This is a genomic window from Microcystis sp. LE19-8.1F (assembly GCF_027531715.1).
Taxonomy (GTDB): domain Bacteria; phylum Cyanobacteriota; class Cyanobacteriia; order Cyanobacteriales; family Microcystaceae; genus Microcystis; species Microcystis wesenbergii_A.
Map to the genome: position 1 here is coordinate 1 of NZ_JAPZSO010000064.1, position 23,619 is coordinate 23,619.

Genomic DNA, 23,619 nt, shown 5'->3' on the forward strand with positions numbered 1-23,619 from the left:
GTGACACTGTACCTAATACGACTGCACACCGCTATAAGCTAGTGAGGTACACATATTTTTCTTCCCTTTTGACTTTTGCCTCTTGCCTTTTGCCTAAAACCCATAACTTTTGTACCTCAGCAGACTGAAAAACGCTATATGCCCTTTTTTCGATAAGATAAGCTGATCACCTTAACTCCAATAGAACCAAACTTGGGAACTTTCTTTTCACTGATTACTGTTTACTGTTCACTGCTCACTGAAAAATTCCCCATTACCCTATTCCCTGAAAACCGGATGAAGCTAGGCTTTAAGATCGATCGATATTGGTGAATAATTCAGGATCGAGGGTGGGTAGTTCGATATCTTTTTCTGCTGGGGGAGAGGCTAACTGGAAGCGATTTAAAGTTTGTTGAATGCGATCAAAAATGGTGATTTTTTGCTCGCTATTGTTTTGGGGTTCGGGAATAGGTTCCATTTCTACCGGAGGCTGAACCCGAGGGGCCGGTTCGTTAATCTCTTTTGTCTCTGGTATGGTGGTTAGGGGAGATTCGATCGCTTCGGGGGTTTCCTCGACCTTTTCGATTGTTTCTGTCTCTACTGGTTTTTCTTCCACTATTGGGCTTTCTGGCTGAATAACAGGGCTTTCTGGCTGAATAACAGGGGTTTCCTCAACTATTGGGGTTTCTTCTTCCTCAATAACAGGGGTTTCCTCAACTATTGGGGTTTCTTCTTCCTCAATAACAGGGGTTTCCTCAACTATTGGGGTTTCTTCTTCCTCAATAACAGGGGTTTCCTCAACTATAGGGTTTTTTTCCTCCTCAACTATAGGGGTTTCTGGCTCAATAACGGGTGTTTCTTCCTCTAGACTAGGAATAGTTTTATAGTTGGGATCAACAATGCTACGGGCAATTGTAGGGGATAAATCGCCACGGACTAATTGACTAAGACCGTCTTGGTAAGAGGGATCAAAGCTAATCACGCGCACGCTGGTATTAAACTCGTTTTCGATTTTATTTCCCTTACCATCGATGAATTCTAGTTGTACCCAGTTATTGCCCTTGGCAAAACCCTTGAGATAGATTGGTTCCCAAGTATCAAGCAGAAAACTTTCCCCGTTGACAGTGACACGAATGCGCCAATCTTGAAGATTATTATCCCCGTTGGCAGTATTGGACAGACGTAGAGGAGCATTACTCAGATAAAAATCGAGCAGGATCGGTTCTGCACCGTAGATTCCCTGCGGACTACTGTAGGTTAATAGGGGTAAGTTGTGATCAGGGGCATTTTTGCCTGTTTTTGTCAGAATATGAAAGGTTGTTTCAGCGAAGGCACCATCATTTTTAAAACTTTCCTGCCAAGGCCGCAGGGCCAAGACGCGGAGGGTGTGAGTACCGGGAGCAAGATTTTCTAGGATAATCGGTTGCTTGAGGTCGTAAATAGCTGCTGCTGGTTCATTATCGACAATTAGGCTCAAGTGGGGTCCTAATTTCAGGGTATCGTCTTGGAAAATTGGCAGCTCTGACACTTGTAGTTTAACTGTCACCTGAGGGTCATCGAAAACTTGTTCGGCCAGAGGACTGAGAATCGTTACTTGGGGAGCGTAACGATCTAAACTGGGGCGCAGTTCCTGAATTAGGGCCGGGGGGGCAACCTCAGAAATGCGTCCTTGGAGGACGGGAAGATGAGGGGTTTCGGAAGTGGGGAGATTGGTAGCCGTCAGGCGATCGCCACAGGCGGTTAACAGGGTGGTCAGTAAACCGATCACAAGACATATATGAAGGGTTTTGACTGGGATTAATTTATGTAGTAGGGATAGCACGTTCCTCCTAGAGCCAAGGCCAAAATCTATACAAACCATTGATTTTTGCTAGAGTCATTGAATGCTCCGGTGTCAGCAAAAGCGCGAGAAGATGAGGTCATGGCCTCAATTTTACAGAATTGTTTGATTGTTTTTTGAGAATCTATCTATTGAATTTTCTATATGGTCTGATCGGGGAGAAAAGGGGGAAATTGGCTTCTGGAGCGACAATTGATAAACTTTTGTAAAGAAAAATCACCGGTCTGACCCTGACTAAGACCGTCCATAGCAGAAAATGTCTCTCCTATCAAGGATTGAGAGAATTTTAATTATTGTTAAGCATAACGAACAGACAAGAGAACAAAGACTTATCATCTACTATTGATGCTTTCGACTGGAATCTCACCCAAGAGGAAAGTCAAGCGACATTAACAAAAGGTGGGTCAGATTTCAACTTGCCTTTTTTAGGTTAAAAAATCTATCCTCAAATAAAACGCTAAGTCTATTGTCGAGAGAGGAGAATCCTCATGGCACTCCCCCCCAAAGCGGTAGCTAAAGTGATTGTAGATAAAGACCCAGTACCTACTTCCTTTGAGAAGTGGGGGCAACCGGGGCATTTTGATCGCACTTTAGCCAAAGGACCCAAAACCACTACCTGGATTTGGAACCTACACGCCAACGTCCACGATTTTGATAGTCAAACCAGCGATCTAGAAGATATTTCTCGGAAAATCTTCAGCGCCCACTTCGGACATCTCGCCGTTGTCTTCGTTTGGCTGAGTGGAATGTACTTCCACGGCGCGAAATTTTCTAACTATGAAGCTTGGTTAACCAACCCGCTGGCCATCAAACCCAGCGCCCAAGTGGTCTGGCCGATCGTCGGTCAAGGCATCCTGAACGGCGATGTGGGCGGTGGTTTCCACGGTATTCAGATCACCTCTGGTCTGTTCTACCTCTGGCGCGCCTCCGGGTTCACCAACAGCTATCAGCTATACTGCACCGCTATCGGTGGTTTAGTTATGGCGGGCCTGATGCTGTTTGCTGGTTGGTTCCATTACCACAAAAGCGCACCGAAACTGGAATGGTTCCAAAACGTGGAATCGATGATGAACCACCACTTGGCGGGTTTACTCGGCTTAGGTTCCCTAGGTTGGGCCGGTCATCAGATTCACGTTTCTTTACCGGTGAACAAACTCCTCGATGCGGGAGTCGCTCCCCAAGATATCCCCTTGCCCCACGAGTTCATCCTCGAACCGAGCAAGATGGCGGATTTATATCCCAGTTTCGCCCAGGGTTTGACCCCCTTCTTTACCCTTAACTGGGGTGCTTACTCGGATTTCCTCACCTTCAAAGGTGGCTTGAACCCCGTGACCGGTGGTCTCTGGCTTTCCGATACCGCTCACCATCACTTGGCGATCGCTGTATTATTCATCATTGCCGGCCATATGTACCGTACCAACTGGGGTATCGGTCACAGCATGAAGGAAATCCTCGAAAACCACAAAGGTCCCTTCACCGGTCAAGGTCACAAAGGACTGTACGAAATCCTGACCACCTCTTGGCACGCCCAGTTAGCGATTAACCTGGCTCTCTTAGGTTCGCTAACCATCATCGTGGCCCACCATATGTACGCCATGCCGCCCTATCCCTATCAGGCGACTGACTACGCCACCCAACTATCCTTGTTTACTCACCACACTTGGATCGGTGGCTTCTTAATCGTCGGTGCGGGAGCGCACGGAGCGATCTTCATGGTACGCGACTACGATCCGGCCAAAAACGTCGATAACCTGCTCGATCGGGTGATCCGTCATCGCGACGCAATTATCTCCCACCTGAACTGGGTATGTATTTTCCTCGGCTTCCATAGCTTCGGTTTATACATTCACAACGACACCATGCGGGCTTTTGGTCGTCCCCAAGATATGTTCTCGGATACGGGAATTCAACTACAACCCATCTTTGCCCAATGGGTACAAAGTCTCCACACCCTAGCCCCCGGCAACACCGCTCCTAACGCTCTCACTACCGCTAGTTATGCTTTCGGTGGCGACGTAGTAGCAGTGGGTGGCAAAGTGGCCATGATGCCGATCACTCTCGGTACTGCCGATTTCCTCGTGCATCACATCCACGCCTTCACCATCCATGTAACCGTGTTGATTCTCCTCAAAGGGGTTCTCTACGCTCGCGGTTCCCGTCTGATTCCCGATAAAGCGAATCTCGGTTTCCGTTTCCCCTGCGATGGTCCCGGTCGCGGCGGTACCTGCCAAGTTTCAGGTTGGGATCACGTCTTCCTCGGCCTGTTCTGGATGTACAACTCCCTCTCGGTCGTAATCTTCCACTTTAGCTGGAAAATGCAGTCCGATGTCTGGGGAACCGTCGCCCCCGATGGCACTGTCACCCACGTTACCCTCGGTAACTTCGCCCAAAGTGCCATCACCATCAACGGTTGGTTACGGGATTTCCTCTGGGCGCAAGCGGCGCAAGTCATTAATTCCTATGGCTCCGCCCTGTCTGCCTACGGAATCATGTTCCTAGCCGGTCACTTCGTCTTCGCGTTTAGCTTGATGTTCCTGTTCAGTGGTCGCGGCTACTGGCAAGAATTAATCGAGTCGATCGTCTGGGCGCACAACAAGTTAAGAGTTGCCCCCGCTATCCAACCTCGCGCCCTGAGCATCATTCAAGGTCGTGCCGTTGGTGTGGCTCACTACCTCTTAGGCGGTATTGTCACCACTTGGGCATTCTTCTTGGCCAGAAGTCTCTCGATTGGCTAAACTTGCCTATAAGGGCTTGCCAGTCCCCCGGGGATTGGCAAGACTAGGCTGAACCAGCGTCGATTGACCGATACCTCTGTAAGCGTTTCCTATTACAGTGGGTGAATTTAAAAAAGGAAATAACCAGCACTCGTGTAAGAGCCTCAGTTATTTAGAGAGGAGAATTTCCTAAACAGCTATGGCAACTAAATTCCCTAAATTTAGCCAAGATCTAGCCCAAGATCCGACCACCCGTCGGATTTGGTACGGGATCGCCACAGCCCACGATTTTGAAAGTCATGATGGCATGACGGAAGAGAATCTCTACCAAAAGATTTTCGCGTCGCACTTCGGCCACATTGCAATCATTTTCCTGTGGACTTCCGGTACTATATTCCACGTCGCTTGGCAAGGTAACTTCGAGCAGTGGATCAAAGATCCCTTAAACATCCGTCCCATCGCCCACGCGATTTGGGATCCCCAGTTCGGTAAAGGTGCTGTGGATGCCTTCACCCAAGCTGGCGCTTCTAATCCGGTTAACATCGCCTATTCCGGGGTTTACCACTGGTTCTACACCATCGGTATGACCTCCAACCAAGACCTATACCAAGGTGCGGTGTTCCTGCTGATTCTCTCGGCGATTTTCCTCTTTGCTGGCTGGTTACACTTACAACCTAAGTTCCGTCCTAGCCTCGCTTGGTTCAAAAACGCTGAATCTCGCCTGAACCACCACCTCGCCGCTCTGTTCGGTGTTAGCTCTCTGGCTTGGACCGGACACCTCGTTCACGTTGCTATCCCCGAATCCCGCGGTCAGCACGTTGGTTGGGACAACTTCCTCTCCACTCCCCCCCACCCGGCGGGTTTACTACCCTTCTTCACCGGTGACTGGGGTGTGTATGCGGAAAACCCCGATACTGCTAACCACATTTTCGGTACTGCCCAAGGCGCGGGAACTGCGATTCTCACCTTCTTAGGTGGTTTCCATCCCCAAACCGAGTCCCTCTGGTTAACCGATATGGCTCACCACCACTTGGCGATCGCTGTGATCTTCATTGTGGCTGGTCATATGTACCGCACCAACTGGGGCATCGGTCACAGCATTAAGGACATCCTCAATGCACACAGACCCCCCAGTGGTAAGTTAGGAGCCGGTCACAAAAATCTTTATGACACGGTTAACAACTCTCTCCACTTCCAACTCGGTTTGGCTCTCGCTTCTTTAGGCGTGATCACCTCTCTGGTGGCGCAGCATATGTACGCGCTACCCCCTTATGCCTTTATCGCTAAGGACTACACCACCCAAGCGGCTCTTTATACGCACCACCAATACATCGCTGGTTTCCTAGCGGTGGGTGCTTTCGCCCACGGTGCTATCTTCTTCGTGCGTGACTACGATCCCGAAGCGAACAAAGATAACGTGCTGGCGCGGATGCTGGAGCATAAAGAAGCGATCATCTCTCACCTAAGCTGGGTTTCCCTTTTCTTAGGTTTCCACACCCTCGGCCTCTACGTTCATAACGATGTCGTCGTCGCTTTCGGTACTCCCGAAAAACAAATCCTGATCGAACCTGTGTTCGCTCAATTCGTGCAAGCTGCTTCGGGTAAAACCCTGTACGGCATGAACGTACTGTTGTCTAACCCCGATAGCATCGCTTACACCGCCTATCCTAACTACGGTGATGTTTGGTTGCCCGGTTGGCTAGACGCAATCAATAGCGGCACTAACTCCCTCTTCTTAACCATCGGTCCTGGCGACTTCCTCGTTCACCATGCGATCGCTCTTGGTTTACACACCACCGTTCTAATCCTGGTTAAAGGTGCTTTAGACGCTCGTGGTTCCAAATTAATGCCCGATAAAAAAGACTTCGGGTATTCCTTCCCTTGCGACGGTCCTGGCCGTGGCGGTACTTGCGACATCTCTGCTTGGGATTCCTTCTACCTAGCCATGTTCTGGATGTTGAACACCTTGGGTTGGTTAACCTTCTACTGGCACTGGAAACACCTCGGTGTCTGGTCGGGTAACGTGGCTCAGTTTAACGAAAACTCCACCTACCTGATGGGCTGGTTCCGCGATTACCTCTGGGCTAACTCGGCTCAGTTAATCAACGGTTACAACCCCTACGGTGTTAATAACCTTTCTGTCTGGGCATGGATGTTCCTCTTTGGACACCTCGTTTGGGCAACCGGTTTCATGTTCCTGATCTCTTGGCGTGGTTACTGGCAAGAGTTGATCGAAACTATCGTTTGGGCCCACGAACGCACTCCTCTGGCGAACCTCGTTCGTTGGAAAGACAAACCCGTGGCTCTCTCGATCGTTCAGGCTCGTTTGGTTGGTTTAGCTCACTTCACCGTTGGCTATATCTTCACCTACGCCGCCTTCTTGATCGCTTCCACTGCTGGCAAGTTCGGCTAAACCTTGAATTAGGTGACTAAAAAACCCCCCGCCCATTGGTGGGGGGTTTTGTTTATGATTGATCATAAAAGCGCGGCTCAATCTCAAAAATCTATGCAGTTGGAAGAATTAAAACAGCTTTATGATCAGGACTTTGTTTTGTGGATTGAGCGAACCACCGAACAAATTCGACGCGGGGAGATTAAAAATTTAGATTGGGAACATCTTTTAACGGAGATAGAAGATTTGGGGAGAGAACAAAGAAACAAAGTGGAAAGCTATCTAATTCAAACCGTTAAACATTTATTAATGTATCAGTATTGGCTGACTGAAAAAGGTAATTGTGGCCGGGGATGGGCCGATGAAATCGATAATTTCCGTCTAGAACTAGAAATTTTATTCCAGTCAAAAACCCTCTACAATTATGGGGCTTCTAGGCTAGATATAATTTATGATAAAGCCAAGCGATCGGTGATCAAAAAAACTGGTTTATCTTTGGATACGTTTCCGCAAGTTTGTCCTTATACCTTTGCAGAAATCATAGATTTTGACTTTTTACCAGTTTAGAATAGGAGAATTAAAGGCAAGAAAGAAAATTATCCTTATCTATAGCAATTCAGTATCTTGACGAAACGTAAAAATAATACGACAATCGTAAGCAACAGAAAAAGACCAATATCCTTCTAAACTTCCTGTTAACTTATGAGACTTTAAAGAAGGAAGAAAGGGATCAGCTTCTAATCAATCTAAGATACTCAATAACTTTTATTTAAGTTGAGGATTTTTCTTGATAAATTCTTTAAATGCTCTTTTAAAACTCTTGTCAGCAACTAATTTCATTTGATCTAAAATTAAGGGGAAATGAGTTATATTAATTTGCCAGTTGAGAATATGAGAATTAAATTACACTCCACGGTACACTCTGCATCCGAGTAGATTCTACCACCTTTGGATGAGGAGCGATCGGCTTAATTAATCTTCTCAGTTTTTGCTGCACATCTACAGGGTTAATGGCGCGGGGAAAAAGTCGGGAATGTGTTTCCGGTTGTTCAAGATGGAGGACAACCTGTAATTGTTTTCCCTGAAGAACTTTTCTGGCAAAATTTGCTTCGGATTTGTCAGAGGCATTAATCTTCGCTGGTAACATAAGTAGCTGGTTATAATTAAATTAAAAATGGATTTTAGGTTCGATCCCCCCTGTCCTCCTTGATAAGGTAGGGTTGATTCATGAATCAACCCTACCCTTGATAAGGGGGGTGTCTGATAATTTTTAACGCCTACCTACTTAGCCGCGATTGTATAGAGAACTTTTTCGGTAACTTCTTCGGCGAGATCTTGAGCTTTAGTACGACGTGACTGGCGATAATCTTTCACCTCAATTAACCAGATATCTTGTCGAGCAATCGCAATCAAATCAACCCCTTTAATTCCATCTAGCATTGTAGAGAACTGGTGACGATAAAAAGACCAATTATCGTATTTACTGACTTGCCACGAATCGGGAAAATCAAAGATTATGCCGTCCACTTCAACCCTCACCGTCTTTCTTCTCCCATACTTAAAAAGCGATCGGATTGAGCAAGATCTTGATCAAGGGCTGTGATTTCACCGATTTCATCGCTTGTATTTCCTTGTTGAACGACTACAGCACCATCGGAGAAATGTAGGCCGAAAAAACGCTGATTCAGGGGAAAGTTATCTCGATCGCTCATTAAAATTTCCAGTTCTCGTAGTAAAAATAAACTATGGGTTGCCAGAAAGACTTGAATACCCGCATGACTAAGATTGACGATGCTCTTAGCGACTTCTCTGATCAAAATAGGGTTGAGATTCGCTTCTGGTTCATCCCAAAATAAAACACCTTTTTCCATTAACACACCAGTGGCGATTAGACGAGCTAACATCGCTAATTTACGATTTCCTTCGGCAACGAGAGGCATCTCGAATCGTCCACTTTCATTTTTTAGATAAAAACGCCCATTTTTATCTAACTCTAGCGAACCTCCCATCGCCGATTCGATCGGTTCCAATAACTTTTGAATGGGTTTTTCCTTATTGCCACGTTGCAAAGGATCGCCGAGAAGTAAGCAAGTATCTCGCCAAGTTTCGTCAAATTCAAGATAATGACTTTCGTATAGAGATACAAAGTTTGGAAAAATTGTCAATAGCTCTCTAGTGGGAAAATAGGCAGAAGATACATCAAGCCAAGCCTCTGGAACTTCCTCTAGGGAGACTTCTGTTTTACTATTAGTTGCGAAACTGAAAGCAAAATTAAATCGACTATCTTGAAAGTGTAATTTTATATCACATCGTTCTCGCCCTTGTTTTCTGCGGGTGAGCCTTCCTAAATAATCGGGGCGAAATACATGAATCAGTTTATCGGCTAAACGAGTTTGCAATAACGTTTTTGTTGGCGTTCCGTTCGGAGATTTTCGCCCTTCTTCCCCACTGGTAGCGAGTGCCGAATAGAGAATCTTGAGAAGATGAGTTTTGCCTGTTCCGTTTTCCCCGACAATGACATTCAGATTTTGGGAAAATTGCAGCTGTATTTCGGGAAAAACCGTCAAATTTTTAACTGTTAAGTTATTCAGCATTTCTGCGTGCCTAGAAAAGAGTCGCTCACTATACTTCTAAAATGCCCCCTTTCAAGATGATAGCTTTTAGGGGGCAAAGTGCGCTAGTATAACTCCCTTAGGACTTAGACAAAAAACGGGGTTTTCAAGATACGAAAACCCTAGCGCAAGTGCATCGGCTATTTTCCATCAGCTAAATTGTCTCAGTCTCTCTAAGATTTATAGTGGGGACTTTTAAAATGCGGAGGCAAGTTGAGGACACAGCCATCCCCAAGTCCCTTTTAGGGTTTGCTGTTCTATTTTAAGACCTCATCTTAATTATCAACTATTATAGTGCAAAGCCTAAACCTAACAAATAATCCCCCTTAACTTATTCAATTAAGGGGGAATGAGTTATACAAAAAGGCAATTTAACCGACGTTACTGGGTTCTTTTTCGAGGGAATGAGTGCGTTTTAAGGTTGCATCTACGGCAAGCACTTAATTAAGGATAAAAACTAGGCTTTAGCTTTTAAAGGAAATCTCTCAGGATTTTTAATAATTTCTTTGCTTAAATCTACATCTAAATCTGGCCAATAAAAATGATTAGGAAAAGGCTCTTGTATATTTAAAATTTGTCTAATAGGTATATCTTGAAACCAGGGAAAATCTTGATAGGAAAGAAACATTTCTTCATTGTTTGCCAGAATCCATATTCCATGGGAAGAAATATGAGTTACTTCAGCTTGAGAAGTGTTTTGTCCAAGCATTTCTAAGTTCATTTTGTCGTTCCTCAATAATAGTTTCTATCGCTTGAAGTTGTTTTCGAGATAGGTTATGATTACGAGCTAATTCAATTTGTGGTTCCAGCCAAAATTTAGCTTCTCCTTCTGCACAATGAACATGAACGTGCATTCTTGTTTCTTCTCGGGAAAAGAAAAAGAAGCGATAGCCATCTTCTCGGAAAACAGTTGGACTCATCAGAAATCTAATCAGGATGATTGATGCTTACCCTTCGTTTATTATAGCAAATATTAATTTAAAAATACAAGAAGGAGAAGCAAGAGCATAAAAATCCCCCTCAACCGATCTAAAATTAAGGAGGAATGAGTTATACAAAAAGCAATTTAACCGACGTTACTGGGTTCTTTTTCGAGGGAATGAGAGCGTTTTACTTTCCGTTTTAAGGTTGCACCTGCAACAAGTATTCCAAGAGAAAGAAGACTTAGGGTTGATGTAGGTTCGGGGATTTCTCTATAAACTTCGTCCATGGATTCTGCTCCGTCCATAAGCAGTCTTCCACCCCTGCCATCATAAACAAGACCAAAGGCAGATGCGGTTACATTTTTTACAAATACCTCTCCAGGTTTACCAACGGCCTTAACATTTTTTTCACACTTAATGGGACTGAGACCATCAACAAACGTATCTCCGACACAAGCCGGATTCTTTCCAATGCTAGTTTGGGTTAAAGCACCACTAATTGATGCTATTGAACTAACTTGTCCTGTTTTTTCTACTGTTCGTTTATTAATGCTTACTAGACTATTACTTTGAGATTCATCCTTATCACAGATTCCATTGACACACGCAATCAACAACCTGGCTGATTTAATTGTTGTAAAATCTTCTGGCTGTAAAGGTCTTCCAACAGGTGCAACAATACCCCAAAGTTTTAAAATACCATCTAATATTACAGAAATCTTATCAAAGTCATTTACAATACCTACAGATTGAAGTGTTGAACTAGAACTTGATACTGTAGCAGACAGTACAGGAGTTTTTTGACAAAGAAGTGATATGGAAAAACTGAAAACACATAAACCCGATTTCAATAGAGAACTTTTAACTCTGTTCATTTTCATTATTTTTGCTTAAGCTAAGGTTTCTAAGAGCTTATGACATTAAAGATTAACTTTCAAGCACTAAAAAGTAAGATAAAGTCGTATAAAGTACCTAAATTTACATTCTGTGCTATAATGTCAAGCAATTATGACTTAATCCCATAGTTAAACCAATGCCATGAACAATTTTGATATTCACTCTTTAATTACAACTGTTGATAATCTCATCTTCTCCTATACAGGAGAGAATTTAGATGATGTTCAGTCTGAAATCTTAGAAGGGGTGATTAATCACCAAAAATACACAGAAATCGCTAAAAGTCATCATCGTTCCGAGAAATATGTCAAGGATGTAGCTGGTAAATTATGGAAAACCTTATCAGAAATTTTAGGAGAAGAAGTTAATAAAGCTAATCTCAGGTCTAGTCTGCGAAGATATTATTATAATGTCTCTCATAACTTTAATGTAATAAATCCCGTACAAATTAATAAAGGTCATATCTGTAATCAACTACCAGAAAATCAATTACAAAAACCTAATCTTGCTGAAGAATCTAAACTCGAAATCGCTACAGAATTGATGAAAGAAGGCTTAACCGTCGAACAAATTGCTAGAGTGTTAAAACTTCCCTTAGAATTAGTTAAAGAGCAACTTGAAAAACCTAAGCAACCTAATTAATGGTGGTATTTGGCACTGGCAGAGCATTTCTAAGTTCAATAATAATTTCTATTTTAATAAACTTCATCATGAGAGCCAATATCAACGAGACAACCATTAAGGTTACAATGAAGGAATCAGATTTCAGGAAATAGCCATGAAACGAGATGAGGTACTAACAATTCTCGCAAAACACCGAGAACAATTAGAAAAACTAGGGGTAAAATCTCTGTCTCTATTTGGTTCAGTAGCAAGGGATGAAGCACGTTTTGACAGTGATGTAGATTTATTGGTAGAATTTAGTAAAGCGGTAGGGTTATTTGAGTTTATCGAGGTACGACTTTACTTAGAAGATATATTAGGATGTTCTGTTGATTTAGGTACTCAAGATTCTTTAAAAGAACATTTACGACAACCTGTATTAAAGGATGTGATTAATGCCTTTTAGAGATTGGCAACTTCGTCTTCAAGATATTATTGAATCCATTGATGAAATCTTGGAATGGACGGCTAATATGACCTTTGAAGATTTTAGCTCAAATCGAGTGACTCTTAAAGCAGTTCTTTATAATTTAGGAATTATTGGTGAGGCATCTAGAAATATTCCTAGTGAGGTACAATTGCGTTATTCTCAAATTCCTTGGCGTTTAATGGGAGATATGCGAAATCTCATTTTTCATGAATATTTTCGGGTAGAATTGGCAATTGCTTGGCGGACGATTGAAAATAATCTAACTCCATTGCGTTCACAATTACAGGAAATTTTAGAAAATGAAGCCGAAAATTAATCTATAAAAATCCCCCTCAACTTATTCAATTAAGGGGGAATGAGTTATATAAAAAAGGCAATTTAACCGACGTTATTGGGTTCTTTTTCGGGTGAATGAGAGCGTTTTAAAGCTATATAAAGCAGTATTAAGAAAAATAACTTAAATCTAAAAATAATATTAAATTGACCGTACACCTGATAATGTCATATAATGTCGGGTAAAAGCTTATTAATCTTGATTCTGTGTTTAAAAATGAACAATTTTGATATTCACTCTTTAATTACAACTGTTGATAATCTTATCTTTTCCTATACAGGAGAAAATTTAGATGATGTTCAGTCTGAAATCTTAGAAGGGGTGATTAATCACCAAAAATACACAGAAATCGCTAAAAATCATCATCGTTCCGAGAAATATGTCAAGGATGTAGCCGGTAAGCTATGGAAAACCTTATCGGAAATTCTAGGAGAAGAAGTTAATAAAGCCAATCTTAGGTCTAGTCTGCGAAGATATTATTATAATGTCGCTAACAATAATGTATTTGGAATCCAAATTAGCGAAGGTAATATCTGTAATCAACTACCAGAAAATCAGTTACAAAAATTTGATCCAGAAGAAGAATATAAACTCGAAATCGCTACAGAATTGATGAAAGAAGGCTTAACCGTCGAACAAATTGCTAGAGTATTAAAACTTCCCTTAGAATTAGTTAAAGAGCAACTCGAAAAACCCAAGCAACCTAATTAGAAGTCAGGTTGACAGTGGTAGAGGGTGTTAAGCTATTGTTGACGCACCGCTTAATGGTTATCCTGGCGAATTGTCGCAATTTAGTGGATAGGGTTTTTCGGTGGATTAAGCTTCCCTAATCTCTACTTATACCAATTCTCTCTCATAAAAACTACACATCAAATTATCGAATTTAAGCCCCCCTTGAAAAGGAGGATTTAGGGAGTTCAGACTTTTGTAGCCAGATTTTGTAGAATTAGTATTACTTCAACTTGAGAAGTATTTTGTCCAAGCATTTCTAAATTCATTAATAATTTCGGCGTTGCTGATTCATACCTTGATTCAGCAACGCCATAACTGATTACTGATAACTCAGGTTAACTAACTATTTTTCGCCTCTAATTTGGTCAAACGACTTTTAAGTTCCTGATTTTCCTGTTTCATTTTTTCTAATTCCTCGCGAATTTCCTGAATTGCTTTCTCGGAACCTAATTTTTTCTGGACTTTTTGTACTGCTTCCTCGGCTACACGACGGACGCGACCATCGGGAGTTCGATCGCTCAAAGCTTGTAAAATAGCGATAGCTTTGGCATTTTCTATCTGTCCTAAAGCGTTACACACTGCCACTTGCGTCAAGAAAAAAGTTTCTTTGGCAATGGTTTCTAAACGTTCCAAAATTACGGTTAATTTATCCGTGGTTTGTCCCGAAGAAATCGCTCCCAGGGCGCGGATAGCTCCTAATCTCAGGGGTTGAGGCGTGCCTAAAGCCGTGTAGGTCAAAATTGACTCCAAAGCCGCCGGCGAGGTTTTTAACTGGCTTAAACCCCCAATTGCGCCCGCTCTTACTACCTCATTCCACCCCTTTCTTGACTGTAAAATGTGATTGAGCAGGTCAATAATTTCCCCTTCTTTATTTTGTAATTGTCCCACGGCCATGGAGCCTAATCCTCGCGCCGTGGCCGCTTCCACATAATAACTAGCATCTCCAGTTTCTAATAGGGATTTAAGCGCGTTATAACTATCTAAGGTTTTAATTTCACTTAATCCCTCGACAATTGCCCGACGGACTTGTGCTTTTTCATCGTTTAAACCTTTAATTAAAGCAGTAACTGCCTGATCTAAACCAAGAGTTGCTAACTGTTTGGCCACCTCCACACGCACACCCCAAAAAGGCTCATTTTCTAGGGATGTCCCTAAAGCTTCGATCGCTTCTAAACCGCCTTTTTTAGCAATGGCCGTCGCTGCATAGATACGGGAAATCGGGTCGGGATCCTGTTGTAATTGCGCTTTTAATTCGGCGATGGGATACTCAAGAGTGACGGTTTTGAGGAAATTATTACCCCGATCAAACTTGACAAAATCGGGCTTTTGTGCTAGGGGAAAATAGAAACTTTGTTCTTTTTGGTGAATCCGCAGATTGTAGGTAAGATCGTCAGAGTTGAGATAGGCAAAAGCGACGGGAATTTTCAAGTCGAATAGTTCCTTTTCATCCTGAGTTTGGGTGACGGTTAATTGGGCTAAATTATTCTGATTATCCCAACTGTAGGCCACCTTATAATCGGGATGACCACCGCGATAAACGTACTGATCAAAGAGGAATAATAAATTGTAGCCGGTCGCTTTTTCGATCGCCCGTAATAAATCCACAGTTTCTACGGTTTTATGGGCATTATCCCGCACAAAAGTATGAATCGCTTTTCCGAATAAATCTTCCCCTAAAATAGAGCGGATCATGTGATAAACACAAGCACCTTTTTCGTAGAGATGACGATCATAAAGTTCGATCGCTTCTCGATAAACATGAGTAACAATCGGACGACGATAGCGGGAAGCATCTTCTTCTAAATAACTTCTTGCTTCCCCTAATAAATAATAACTACCAGCAGCTTTTCCGTATTCCGATTCTGTCCATAAAACCTCAGAATAGGAAGCCATTCCCTCTTTAATCCAAGCGTGAGACCAGTGTTTAATTACTACTAAATCACCGAACCATTGATGAGCTAATTCATGGGCAACTAAGCTTTCTGTCCAAGTATGATCGATGCTGGCTCTTTGATCAATTAAACAGCGATCGGTTAAAATTGTGGTGGAAGTATTTTCCATCCCACCAAAAATAAAATCATCTACACAAACTTGCGCGTATTTGGGATAGGGATAGGGATAACCAAACTTTTGGCTAAAAAACTCGATCATGCGGGGAGTTTTACCCATACTTCTTTGGCCCTCTTCTTCCCGTCCTTTTTCCACATAATAAGTGACAGGAACACCATTCCATGAGTCGCATAATTCGGCAAAATCTCCCACCGCAAGAGTCATTAAATAGGTGGGATGAATTTGCTTTTGTGACCAGTGATAAATTCTGTCCTCACCAACGGTTGCCACCGAGATTAATTCCCCGTTAGAAATAGCGATATAGGGTTGGGGAATTTTAACCCGAATTTCGGAGGTAGTTAATTGGCCGGGGTAATCAAAACAGGGAAACCAAAAGCGAGAATCTTCATCTTCTCCCTGGGTCCAAACTTGCATCGGTTTATCGGGATAATATTCGTCGGGGCCGATAAAATATAATCCCCGTTGTGGTTGCTTAACCTGATAGTTAATCGTCAGGATAATCGGTTTATCGCTGGTGGGTTGTAGCAGATGAATGGTCAGCAGAGAACGATCATAGTCAAAGGGTTGACTGATACCTTCAATGAACACAGAATTAATATTTAGATCCACTGCATCCAGGGTTAAACTGCTAATTCCCTGACGAATGGGGGTGAGGGTAATCTGACAGCTGCCCTGAAAACTTTGCTGAGGAATATCAATAATTAAATCGAGAAAAATATGATTAACTTGTCCGGGTCGATCGGGGTTATAATGGGGTTTAGCCCCCGGTAATTCAAAGGGTTGACGCTGATTATTTTCCGTGTCGATGGTGAGATGAGACATATTAGCCCTAACTTGCTGATTTTTGTCCGGTAAACTTAAATTAACACGATCGGTCGTCCCTTTCCTTGCTAATAATAATCCCACCCCTATGAATCTCCCTTCCTTTCTCTGGTTATGGAAAATTGCCGCTTGGTCGATGGGATTTACCCTCTTTGCCTATTTTTTACTAGCGGTTTCGGGGGTAAACATGGGTTATCGACGACTCGCGGGCCAATCTCGACCAAAATGGTTAAGACCCTTTCATCTCCTCAGCGGCCTGATCATGGTTGCTTTGGTCTTAATTCTGCTGGGAATCGGATTAGTGGGAACAATCGGTCATTATGGCAGTTTAGGCCACTCTTCCCACCTGATAGCGGGTTTATCGGTGGTTTTTCTGGTTTTTGTTTCGGCAATTACCGGCCTGAACATTACAACTCGTCCACCTCTAGCGCGGTCTCTCCACATCGGCACTAATCTTTTATTGTTTCTGGGTTTTCTTTTTGTTACCCTAACAGGATGGGATGTGGTCCAAAAATATCTACAATAAAAATAGTCGGCGATCGAGTGGAGACTGTTTGATCGAGAAAAACTAGCTATCTCATCCCGAAAAATCGCTTTTTAGTGACAGAATACTCACCCCCAAATCATTATGCAAACCGTCGAATCACAAGCTATTAACACGATGTCAGTGCCAAAAAAAGGGCTACCGGTAACAATTATTACTGGGTTTCTTGGTAGTGGTAAGACTACTCTCCTCAATCATATTCTCAGCAATCAACAGGGATTAAAAACTGCTGTTCTTGTCAATGAATTCGGTGAAATCGGTATCGATAACGAACTGATTATCAGCAGTGATGACAGCATGGTAGAATTAAATAATGGCTGTATTTGCTGCACGATTAACGAGGATTTAATTCAAGCAGTTTATAAAGTTCTCGAACGTCCCGAAAAAATCGATTATTTAGTCGTAGAAACCACGGGATTAGCCGATCCTTTACCGGTAGCTTTAACCTTTTTAGGGACGGAATTACGGGAAATGACCCGTTTAGATTCCATTGTCACTATGGTGGATTGTGCCAATTTTAGTCTCGATTTATTCAACTCGCAAGCGGCCTTAAGTCAAATCACCTACGGTGATATTATTGTTCTCAATAAAACCGATCTAGTGGATGAAGCTGATGTGGATTCTTTAGAAATAAGAATCCGGGACATGAAGGAAGGAGCGAGAATTCTTCGTACTAGCAAAAGTCAGGTCCCTTTACCCTTAATTCTCAGCGTCGGACTATTTGAATCGGATAAATATTTCGACACAGAGGAAGAACACCACGACCATCATCACCACGACCACGATCACGACCATTGCGATCATGATCACGACCATGATCACCACCACGATCACGATCATGATCATCACGACCATTCCAATCATTTAGAGGTGGATGGATTTACTTCTATTTCCTTTGCTAGTGACCAACCTTTTTCGATTCGGAAGTTCCAATATTTCCTCGATAATCAGTTACCAGAAAGCGTTTTCCGCGCTAAGGGTATTCTCTGGTTTGATGAGAGTCCTAAACGTCATATTTTCCACCTTAGTGGCAAACGTTTTACTCTCGAAGATGACGAATGGAAAGGTACTCCCAAAAATCAGCTAGTTCTTATCGGTCAAAATCTCGATCATGAAACCCTAAAAGAACAGATTAACAATTGTCTCAGTTTACCTGCTGTCAATCGCGGTAAAGGATTTGGGAAATAAACCCCGCTTTGTAAATCTACTAAGTTGGGATTTTTAAGGGGAAACTCTCTGCTAAAGTCGGGCGTTACTTTCGATTTTTTCCCTCAATCCAAGCTTTTGGGGGGTTCTACCCCCCAAACCCCCCGTTGGGGGCGTGGCGCGGTCACTGAGCGTGTCGAAGTGCCGCCCCCAAACCCCCCGCGCATTAGCTTTTCGGTGGGATGCTTACAGGCAGCTGCTGATCCATTTGTCATCATCTAAAAGTCACCGATAATTGCTGATTGTCGGTATTTCTGCCTTCCTAACTCCTGACTCTAAGGACAATTTTTTGATTTTTACAAGAGGTCTATTGACCTTCTTGAGGTACTTTTCCTCCTAAAGATTCCACGATCGAGCGAGTATTTTCCCTGAGCATTTTTACATAACTATCCCCTCTAGTACCCACCGCACCGATCGAATCAGAATATAATTGTTGTGGTGCTAATTTTACCCCCGCTTCTGCGGCTACAGTGGTAATTAAAGTGGGATTAATAGTCGTCTCGGCAAAGATAGCAGGAACCTGGAGATTTTTAATAGCATCGGCTAAATTTTTCACCGTTTGGGCGCTAGGTTGTTCTTCGGTACTAATGCCAATTAAAGTTCCCGCAACTTTTAAACCGTAGGCATGAGCATAATACTGAAAAGCGTCATGAGTGGTGACTAATTGCCTTTGGGAAGGGGGGATAGTTTCAATAGCCGCAGTAATCCAGCGATCAAGATTTTCTAATTCCCTGATTAATTGGGCGGCATTTGCAGTAAAAATCTCTTTATCTTCGGGACTTAATTCAATCAATTGATCTCGGATTTTTTCCACCATGATTATCCCATTTTTCGCCGAACCCCAAACGTGGGGATCCGGGACTTTCTGCCCCTCTTTTTCCAGTTGTAAAGGTGTAATGGCTTCTCCCACGGCCACTTTTTTCGCCTTAATCCCCGTAGAATTGATCATTTTAATTAACCCCGGTTCGAGATTATAACCGTTATAGAGAATTAAATCGGCTTTTTCTAAAGCGACACTATCGGCGGGAACTGGTTCATAAACGTGAGGATCATCCCCCGGTTTTAAAATGTCTTGATGGTCAATTTCTTCACCGCCCACTCGTGCGGTTAAATCGGCGATAATTGTGCTAGTGGAGATTACCTTGGGTTTTTGGTTATCGGGGGTATTAACCGCAGCATTACAAGCAACCAATCCCAAAAATAAACAGGATAAAATTAGTTTTTTCATCGGGAAATAGAGATGAGGGTTTAGAGGTTAGAGATGAGGGGAAATGGCATTGATATCTATCTTGATTTTTTTCCTGACTAAAGACTCCTTTTACTATTAAAATAGAGAATAGAGAAGGTGTAAATTCAAGAGATATGGATAACCAAGCCCCGATTAAACTACCGAAAACCAGCGAATCCGACCACCTCAAGCGAATTCGTCACACCACCTCCCATGTGATGGCGATGGCGGTGCAGAAATTATTCCCGAAAGCCCAAGTTACTATCGGGCCTTGGACTGAAACCGGATTTTACTACGATTTTGATGTGCCGGAACCTTTTACCGATAAGGATCTCAAGGACATCAAAAAAGAGATGGTCAAAATTATCAATAAAAAACTGCCGGTGATTCGCGAGCAAGTTTCTCGGGAAGAGGCGGAAAAGCGCATTAAAGCGATTAATGAAGCCTATAAGCTGGAAATTCTGGCGGGAATTCAAGAACCCATCACCCTCTATCATCTTGGTGACGCTTGGTGGGATTTGTGCGCCGGTCCGCACCTAGATAATACAAGCGAACTAGACCCAAAAGCGATCGAATTAGAGACGGTAGCGGGTGCTTATTGGCGCGGGGATGAGAATAAAGCCCAATTACAGCGCATTTACGGTACAGCCTGGGAAAATCCCCAACAATTAGCCGAATACAAGCGCCGCAAGGAAGAGGCCCTCAAACGGGACCATCGCAAATTAGGCAAAGAATTAGGTTTATTTATTTTCTCTGATTCTGTCGGGCCGGGGTTGCCTTTATGGACTCCCAAAGGAACTTTAATTCGTTCTTTGTTAGAAGATTTTCTCAAAAAAGAACAGTTAAAACGCGGTTATTTACCCGTAGTTACTCCCCATATTGCTCGCGTCGATTTGTTTAAAATTTCCGGTCACTGGCAAAAGTACAAAGAAGATATGTTTCCCATGATGGCAGACGATGAGGAATCTGCTGGTAAGGAAATAGGATTTGTGCTTAAACCGATGAACTGTCCTTTTCATATTCAAATCTATAAAAGTGATTTGAGATCCTATCGGGAATTGCCGATGCGTTTGGCAGAATTCGGTACAGTTTATCGTTACGAACAATCGGGAGAATTGGGAGGATTAACTAGAGTTCGCGGTTTTACCGTCGATGATTCCCATTTGTTTGTCACTCCCGAACAATTAGACAAGGAATTTTTAAGCGTTGTTGATTTAATTTTGACGGTGTTTAAGAGTTTACAATTAAAGAATTTTAAGGCGCGATTGAGTTTTCGTGACCCCGAATCGGATAAGTATATCGGTTCCGATGAAGCTTGGGAAAAGGCAGAATCAGCGATTAGAAAAGCGGTGCAAACTTTGGGGATGGATTATTTTGAAGCCCCCGGAGAAGCGGCTTTTTACGGTCCAAAATTAGACTTTATTTTCCAAGATGCCCTCGAAAGAGAATGGCAGTTAGGAACGGTACAGGTAGATTATAATTTACCCGAACGTTTTGAACTAGAATATGTTGCCGAAGATGGTAATCGTAAACGTCCGGTGATGATTCATCGCGCTCCCTTTGGTTCTTTGGAACGTTTAATCGGTATTTTAATCGAAGAATACGCGGGGGATTTTCCTCTTTGGTTAGCCCCTGTCCAGATACGATTATTACCGGTTAGTGATACTCAATTGGATTACGCTAAAGAGGTGACAGCGAAAATGCAATTGTTAGGAATTCGCGCCGAAACCGATACCAGTGGCGAACGTTTGGGTAAAATGATTCGCAATGCTGAAACCGCAAAAATCCCCGTGATGGCAGTGGTGGGGGCAAAGGAAATGGAAAGTAATAGTTTAAGTATTCGCACCCGTGCCACGGGCGATTTAGGAGTAATTAGCGTCGAGGAAGTGGTGGCAAAATTAGAAAGTGCCATCCAAAATCACGGTAATTTTTAAGCGTTTGCTCATCTCATTCTATGGGGCAGAAAATATTTCTGTCCCAGTATTTTTGATCAAGCGAGGAGATTTTTACTGATTAGAGTTCTTGCATAATTAATTTTCGAGAGTGCAAAAATGAGAAAAATAGACATAAAATTGCATAAAATCTCTAAATAGAGCATTTAATTGATTAATGCTCATTCTTAATTCTCCTGACGACCGGCTACTGGCTCGGAGACTCCTCACCTAAGGTCAGATTTTTGATTTTTGCAAGAGGTCTATTACCCTTTAGGTATCATCATCTTTTTGAAAGGTATTTTCCCCAATGCCTAGGCCTTTTTTGCTCTGTTTTAAGTCTTTCCAGAGGGCTTTAATTTTTTGGTAGGCTTCTAGAGAACTGATTTTGCCCCCCGTTTCCAGATTACAAATAAAACTGACTTTTTGGGCAAATTCCTGTAAATTGGCGTTAAATAGCAAGTTTTCTGGCTTAAATTCTCCATAATAGGGGGCGCGAGGATAGAGAAAATCCTCCTTGCGGCGATCGGGGAGATTTGGGTTATCATCGTTAGGAGGATTCTGGTTCATAGGGCGACGGCGGGTAATTTTTCGGAATTTCTTTAGATTTTTCGGTAATGATAATGGGAGATAATATCAATTGTTGGCTATCATTGAGGATTCAAGTAAAAACTTGGCTGATTCGCCAAAAGTTGACCACTAGGATCGTGACACTTTTTGGTTATAGGTTAAGGTTCGGTCGCAAAATGTTGGCAGTTATCTTTAAGCAGCAATTATACATTATTTTTTCTTAACAATCATCTACCTAATGATATAAATTTTTTGTCTAGGTTGATCGCCAAAATTTGCTGCTGCCACTATCCGATTAACCATCGATTTTCGTTTATCAATTGTCGAGGATGATAACTATGGAAAAACTCTATGAAGGTAAGGCCAAAATTCTCTATCAAACCGATGATCCCGATATTCTCCTCACTTATTACAAAGACGATGCCACGGCTTTTAATGCCCAAAAACGCGGGCAAATTGTTGGCAAAGGGGAAATTAACTGTACTGTCTCCACTGCCCTATTTAAATGGTTAGAATCCCTAGGAATACCTACCCATTATATCGATCGCCCTAGTTCTAGGGAAATGCGCGTCAAGGCGATTAAAATCATTCCCTTGGAAGTAGTAGTCAGAAATATCGCCGCCGGGAGTTTGTGCAAGCAAACGGGATTAAAGGAGGGGAAAGTTTTACCTTTTCCTCTTGTAGAATTTTACCTCAAGGATGATGCTTTGGGCGATCCTTTGTTAACAACCGATCGCATAAAAGTGATCGATATTGCCAGCGAGGAGCAAGTCAATCAGTTACGAGATTTAGCCCTGCAAATCAATCAATATCTGCAAGAATTTTTCGATAAGTGCCAGATTATTCTCGTCGATTTCAAGTTAGAATTTGGAGTTGATAAAACCGGCAAAATTTATCTAGGTGATGAAATTAGCCCGGATACCTGTCGTCTCTGGGATAAAACCCAAGAGGACGCCCAAGCGCGTATTCTCGATAAGGATCGTTTTCGTCGCGATTTAGGAGATGTGGAAACTGCTTATCAACAAGTACAAGCAAGAGTTTTACGACAGATAGAGAGTTTATAACTTTGGGGTGTGTTAGCGAGCGCGTAACGCACCTTAATTGAGATTAGCAATTTAATAATTTATGTCAAGAAGAATTATCGGGTTAACAGGGGGAATAGCCTGTGGTAAATCCACGGTTTCCAATTATTTAGAAAATATCTACAAAATTCCTGTCCTTGATGCGGATATTTATGCCCGGGAAGCAGTGGAAAAAGGTTCGGCAATTTTAGAGAGAATTTTTGCGCGTTATGGCAGAAAAGTTAAAACTGAGGATAATTCCCTTAATCGCCAACAGTTAGGAGAGATTATTTTTAATAATACCGAGGAAAAAATCTGGTTAGAAAGTCAGATTCATCCCTACGTTAGAGAATGTTTTAAGCGGCATTTAGAGCAGTTAGAAGCACCGATAGTTGTTTTTTCTGTTCCTTTATTATTGGAAGCCAAACTAACCCATTTAGTCACAGAGATTTGGGTGGTTTCCTGCGGTTTAGAGCAACAAATTGAACGCTTAATGACTAGAAATAACTTAAGCAGAGAACAAGCGATCGCTCGGATTAATAATCAAATGCCTTTAGCCGAAAAAATTGCCTTAGCTGATATTGTTTTAGACAATTCCGGGGATTTAGAAGCTTTATATACCCAGATCGATCGAGCTATAAGTAGCTGGTTAGAATTAAATTGAAGATATA

Annotated in this window: 23 protein-coding genes and 1 pseudogene; 13 read left to right on the forward strand and 11 right to left on the reverse strand. The window is 42.5% G+C overall.

All coding sequences use genetic code 11. From position 1 onward, the window contains the following. Positions 1 to 289: 289 nt before the first annotated feature. Positions 290 to 1,840 carry a hypothetical protein gene (locus O9334_RS06455; RefSeq protein WP_287999692.1) on the reverse strand — a complete coding sequence of 517 codons (1,551 nt, stop codon included), beginning with the start codon at positions 1,838 to 1,840 and terminating at the stop codon, positions 290 to 292. A gap of 467 nt (positions 1,841 to 2,307) precedes the next feature. Between O9334_RS06455 and psaA the strand changes: the two genes are divergently transcribed. The 3 genes from psaA (at position 2,308) to O9334_RS06470 (ending at position 7,492) form a co-directional block, all read left to right on the forward strand. After that, positions 2,308 to 4,554 (forward strand): photosystem I core protein PsaA, encoded by a 2,247-nt coding sequence (psaA, locus tag O9334_RS06460; protein ID WP_045362886.1) that lies wholly within the window; start codon positions 2,308 to 2,310, stop codon positions 4,552 to 4,554. 178 nt (positions 4,555 to 4,732) lie between these two features. Further along, positions 4,733 to 6,946, forward strand: coding sequence for a photosystem I core protein PsaB (gene psaB / locus O9334_RS06465; RefSeq protein ID WP_002770787.1), 2,214 nt, complete (start codon positions 4,733 to 4,735; stop codon positions 6,944 to 6,946). 54 nt (positions 6,947 to 7,000) lie between these two features. Beyond that, complete coding sequence (locus tag O9334_RS06470) at positions 7,001 to 7,492, forward strand: DUF29 domain-containing protein (protein ID WP_287999693.1); 492 nt, start codon at positions 7,001 to 7,003, stop codon at positions 7,490 to 7,492. A gap of 39 nt (positions 7,493 to 7,531) precedes the next feature. On the opposite strand, the pseudogene O9334_RS06475 reads toward O9334_RS06470, so the two are convergent. From O9334_RS06475 to O9334_RS06505, 7 genes and pseudogenes are all read right to left on the reverse strand, one after another. Beyond that, a pseudogene (locus tag O9334_RS06475) lies at positions 7,532 to 7,765 on the reverse strand (type II toxin-antitoxin system RelE/ParE family toxin). 58 nt (positions 7,766 to 7,823) lie between these two features. Then, positions 7,824 to 8,072 carry a hypothetical protein gene (locus O9334_RS06480; protein ID WP_045362883.1) on the reverse strand — a complete coding sequence of 83 codons (249 nt, stop codon included), beginning with the start codon at positions 8,070 to 8,072 and terminating at the stop codon, positions 7,824 to 7,826. 134 nt (positions 8,073 to 8,206) lie between these two features. Continuing rightward, positions 8,207 to 8,464 carry a hypothetical protein gene (locus O9334_RS06485; RefSeq protein ID WP_190381719.1) on the reverse strand — a complete coding sequence of 86 codons (258 nt, stop codon included), beginning with the start codon at positions 8,462 to 8,464 and terminating at the stop codon, positions 8,207 to 8,209. After that, positions 8,461 to 9,519: an AAA family ATPase gene (locus tag O9334_RS06490; protein ID WP_287999694.1), complete on the reverse strand. Its 1,059-nt coding sequence runs from the start codon at positions 9,517 to 9,519 to the stop codon at positions 8,461 to 8,463. Before O9334_RS06490 ends, O9334_RS06485 begins: the two co-directional genes overlap by 4 nt. Positions 9,520 to 9,994: 475 nt before the next feature. Continuing rightward, complete coding sequence (locus O9334_RS06495; RefSeq protein WP_287999695.1) at positions 9,995 to 10,258, reverse strand: DUF2442 domain-containing protein; 264 nt, start codon at positions 10,256 to 10,258, stop codon at positions 9,995 to 9,997. Further along, the gene (locus O9334_RS06500; RefSeq protein WP_190721029.1) at positions 10,218 to 10,457 is read right to left on the reverse strand and encodes a DUF4160 domain-containing protein; all 240 of its coding nucleotides are present in this window, start codon (positions 10,455 to 10,457) and stop codon (positions 10,218 to 10,220) included. The genes O9334_RS06495 and O9334_RS06500 overlap by 41 nt, the downstream gene beginning before the upstream one ends. Positions 10,458 to 10,603: 146 nt before the next feature. Beyond that, positions 10,604 to 11,335, reverse strand: coding sequence for a PEP-CTERM sorting domain-containing protein (locus O9334_RS06505; RefSeq protein WP_473110834.1), 732 nt, complete (start codon positions 11,333 to 11,335; stop codon positions 10,604 to 10,606). A gap of 163 nt (positions 11,336 to 11,498) precedes the next feature. On the opposite strand from O9334_RS06505, the gene O9334_RS06510 reads away from it, so the two are divergent. The 4 genes from O9334_RS06510 to O9334_RS06525 all read left to right on the forward strand — a co-directional run bounded on the left by O9334_RS06510 (position 11,499) and on the right by O9334_RS06525 (position 13,495). After that, a complete protein-coding gene (locus tag O9334_RS06510; RefSeq protein WP_045362991.1) occupies positions 11,499 to 11,999 on the forward strand; it encodes a helix-turn-helix domain-containing protein in 501 nt (166 codons plus the stop codon). Positions 12,000 to 12,135: 136 nt separating this feature from the next. Next, positions 12,136 to 12,426 (forward strand): nucleotidyltransferase family protein, encoded by a 291-nt coding sequence (locus O9334_RS06515; RefSeq protein ID WP_002757283.1) that lies wholly within the window; start codon positions 12,136 to 12,138, stop codon positions 12,424 to 12,426. After that, complete coding sequence (locus O9334_RS06520; protein WP_147070680.1) at positions 12,416 to 12,766, forward strand: HepT-like ribonuclease domain-containing protein; 351 nt, start codon at positions 12,416 to 12,418, stop codon at positions 12,764 to 12,766. Before O9334_RS06515 ends, O9334_RS06520 begins: the two co-directional genes overlap by 11 nt. A gap of 234 nt (positions 12,767 to 13,000) precedes the next feature. Then, entirely contained in the window at positions 13,001 to 13,495 is a 495-nt protein-coding gene (locus tag O9334_RS06525) for a helix-turn-helix domain-containing protein (protein ID WP_045362868.1), read from the forward strand. 360 nt (positions 13,496 to 13,855) lie between these two features. On the opposite strand, the gene O9334_RS06530 is transcribed toward O9334_RS06525, so the two are convergent. After that, complete coding sequence (locus O9334_RS06530; protein ID WP_190381139.1) at positions 13,856 to 16,492, reverse strand: M1 family metallopeptidase; 2,637 nt, start codon at positions 16,490 to 16,492, stop codon at positions 13,856 to 13,858. Between the two features lie 4 nt (positions 16,493 to 16,496). Here O9334_RS06530 and O9334_RS06535 point away from each other — a divergent pair, with 4 nt between their 5' ends. The 3 genes from O9334_RS06535 (at position 16,497) to O9334_RS06545 (ending at position 18,380) form a co-directional block, all read left to right on the forward strand. Then, positions 16,497 to 16,934, forward strand: coding sequence for a DUF4079 domain-containing protein (locus O9334_RS06535; RefSeq protein ID WP_016514615.1), 438 nt, complete (start codon positions 16,497 to 16,499; stop codon positions 16,932 to 16,934). A gap of 102 nt (positions 16,935 to 17,036) precedes the next feature. Further along, positions 17,037 to 18,140: a CobW family GTP-binding protein gene (locus O9334_RS06540; RefSeq protein WP_287999697.1), complete on the forward strand. Its 1,104-nt coding sequence runs from the start codon at positions 17,037 to 17,039 to the stop codon at positions 18,138 to 18,140. A gap of 24 nt (positions 18,141 to 18,164) precedes the next feature. Further along, a complete protein-coding gene (locus O9334_RS06545; protein WP_045362837.1) occupies positions 18,165 to 18,380 on the forward strand; it encodes a hypothetical protein in 216 nt (71 codons plus the stop codon). Positions 18,381 to 18,465: 85 nt separating this feature from the next. On the opposite strand, the gene O9334_RS06550 is transcribed toward O9334_RS06545, so the two are convergent. Next, on the reverse strand, positions 18,466 to 19,386 hold the full coding sequence (locus O9334_RS06550) for a metal ABC transporter solute-binding protein, Zn/Mn family (protein WP_287999698.1): 921 nt from the start codon (positions 19,384 to 19,386) through the stop codon (positions 18,466 to 18,468). 134 nt (positions 19,387 to 19,520) lie between these two features. Here O9334_RS06550 and thrS point away from each other — a divergent pair, with 134 nt between their 5' ends. Then, entirely contained in the window at positions 19,521 to 21,320 is a 1,800-nt protein-coding gene (gene thrS / locus O9334_RS06555) for a threonine--tRNA ligase (protein WP_045362831.1), read from the forward strand. 270 nt (positions 21,321 to 21,590) lie between these two features. Here the strand turns inward: thrS and O9334_RS06560 are convergent, their stop codons facing one another. Further along, positions 21,591 to 21,887, reverse strand: coding sequence for a DUF7219 family protein (locus O9334_RS06560; RefSeq protein WP_190381053.1), 297 nt, complete (start codon positions 21,885 to 21,887; stop codon positions 21,591 to 21,593). Between the two features lie 338 nt (positions 21,888 to 22,225). Here O9334_RS06560 and purC point away from each other — a divergent pair, with 338 nt between their 5' ends. Both purC and coaE read left to right on the forward strand, forming a co-directional pair. Then, positions 22,226 to 22,951 carry a phosphoribosylaminoimidazolesuccinocarboxamide synthase gene (gene purC / locus O9334_RS06565; protein ID WP_277874329.1) on the forward strand — a complete coding sequence of 242 codons (726 nt, stop codon included), beginning with the start codon at positions 22,226 to 22,228 and terminating at the stop codon, positions 22,949 to 22,951. 61 nt (positions 22,952 to 23,012) lie between these two features. Continuing rightward, complete coding sequence (coaE, locus tag O9334_RS06570; protein WP_045362823.1) at positions 23,013 to 23,612, forward strand: dephospho-CoA kinase; 600 nt, start codon at positions 23,013 to 23,015, stop codon at positions 23,610 to 23,612. The last annotated feature ends 7 nt before the right edge of the window (positions 23,613 to 23,619 follow it).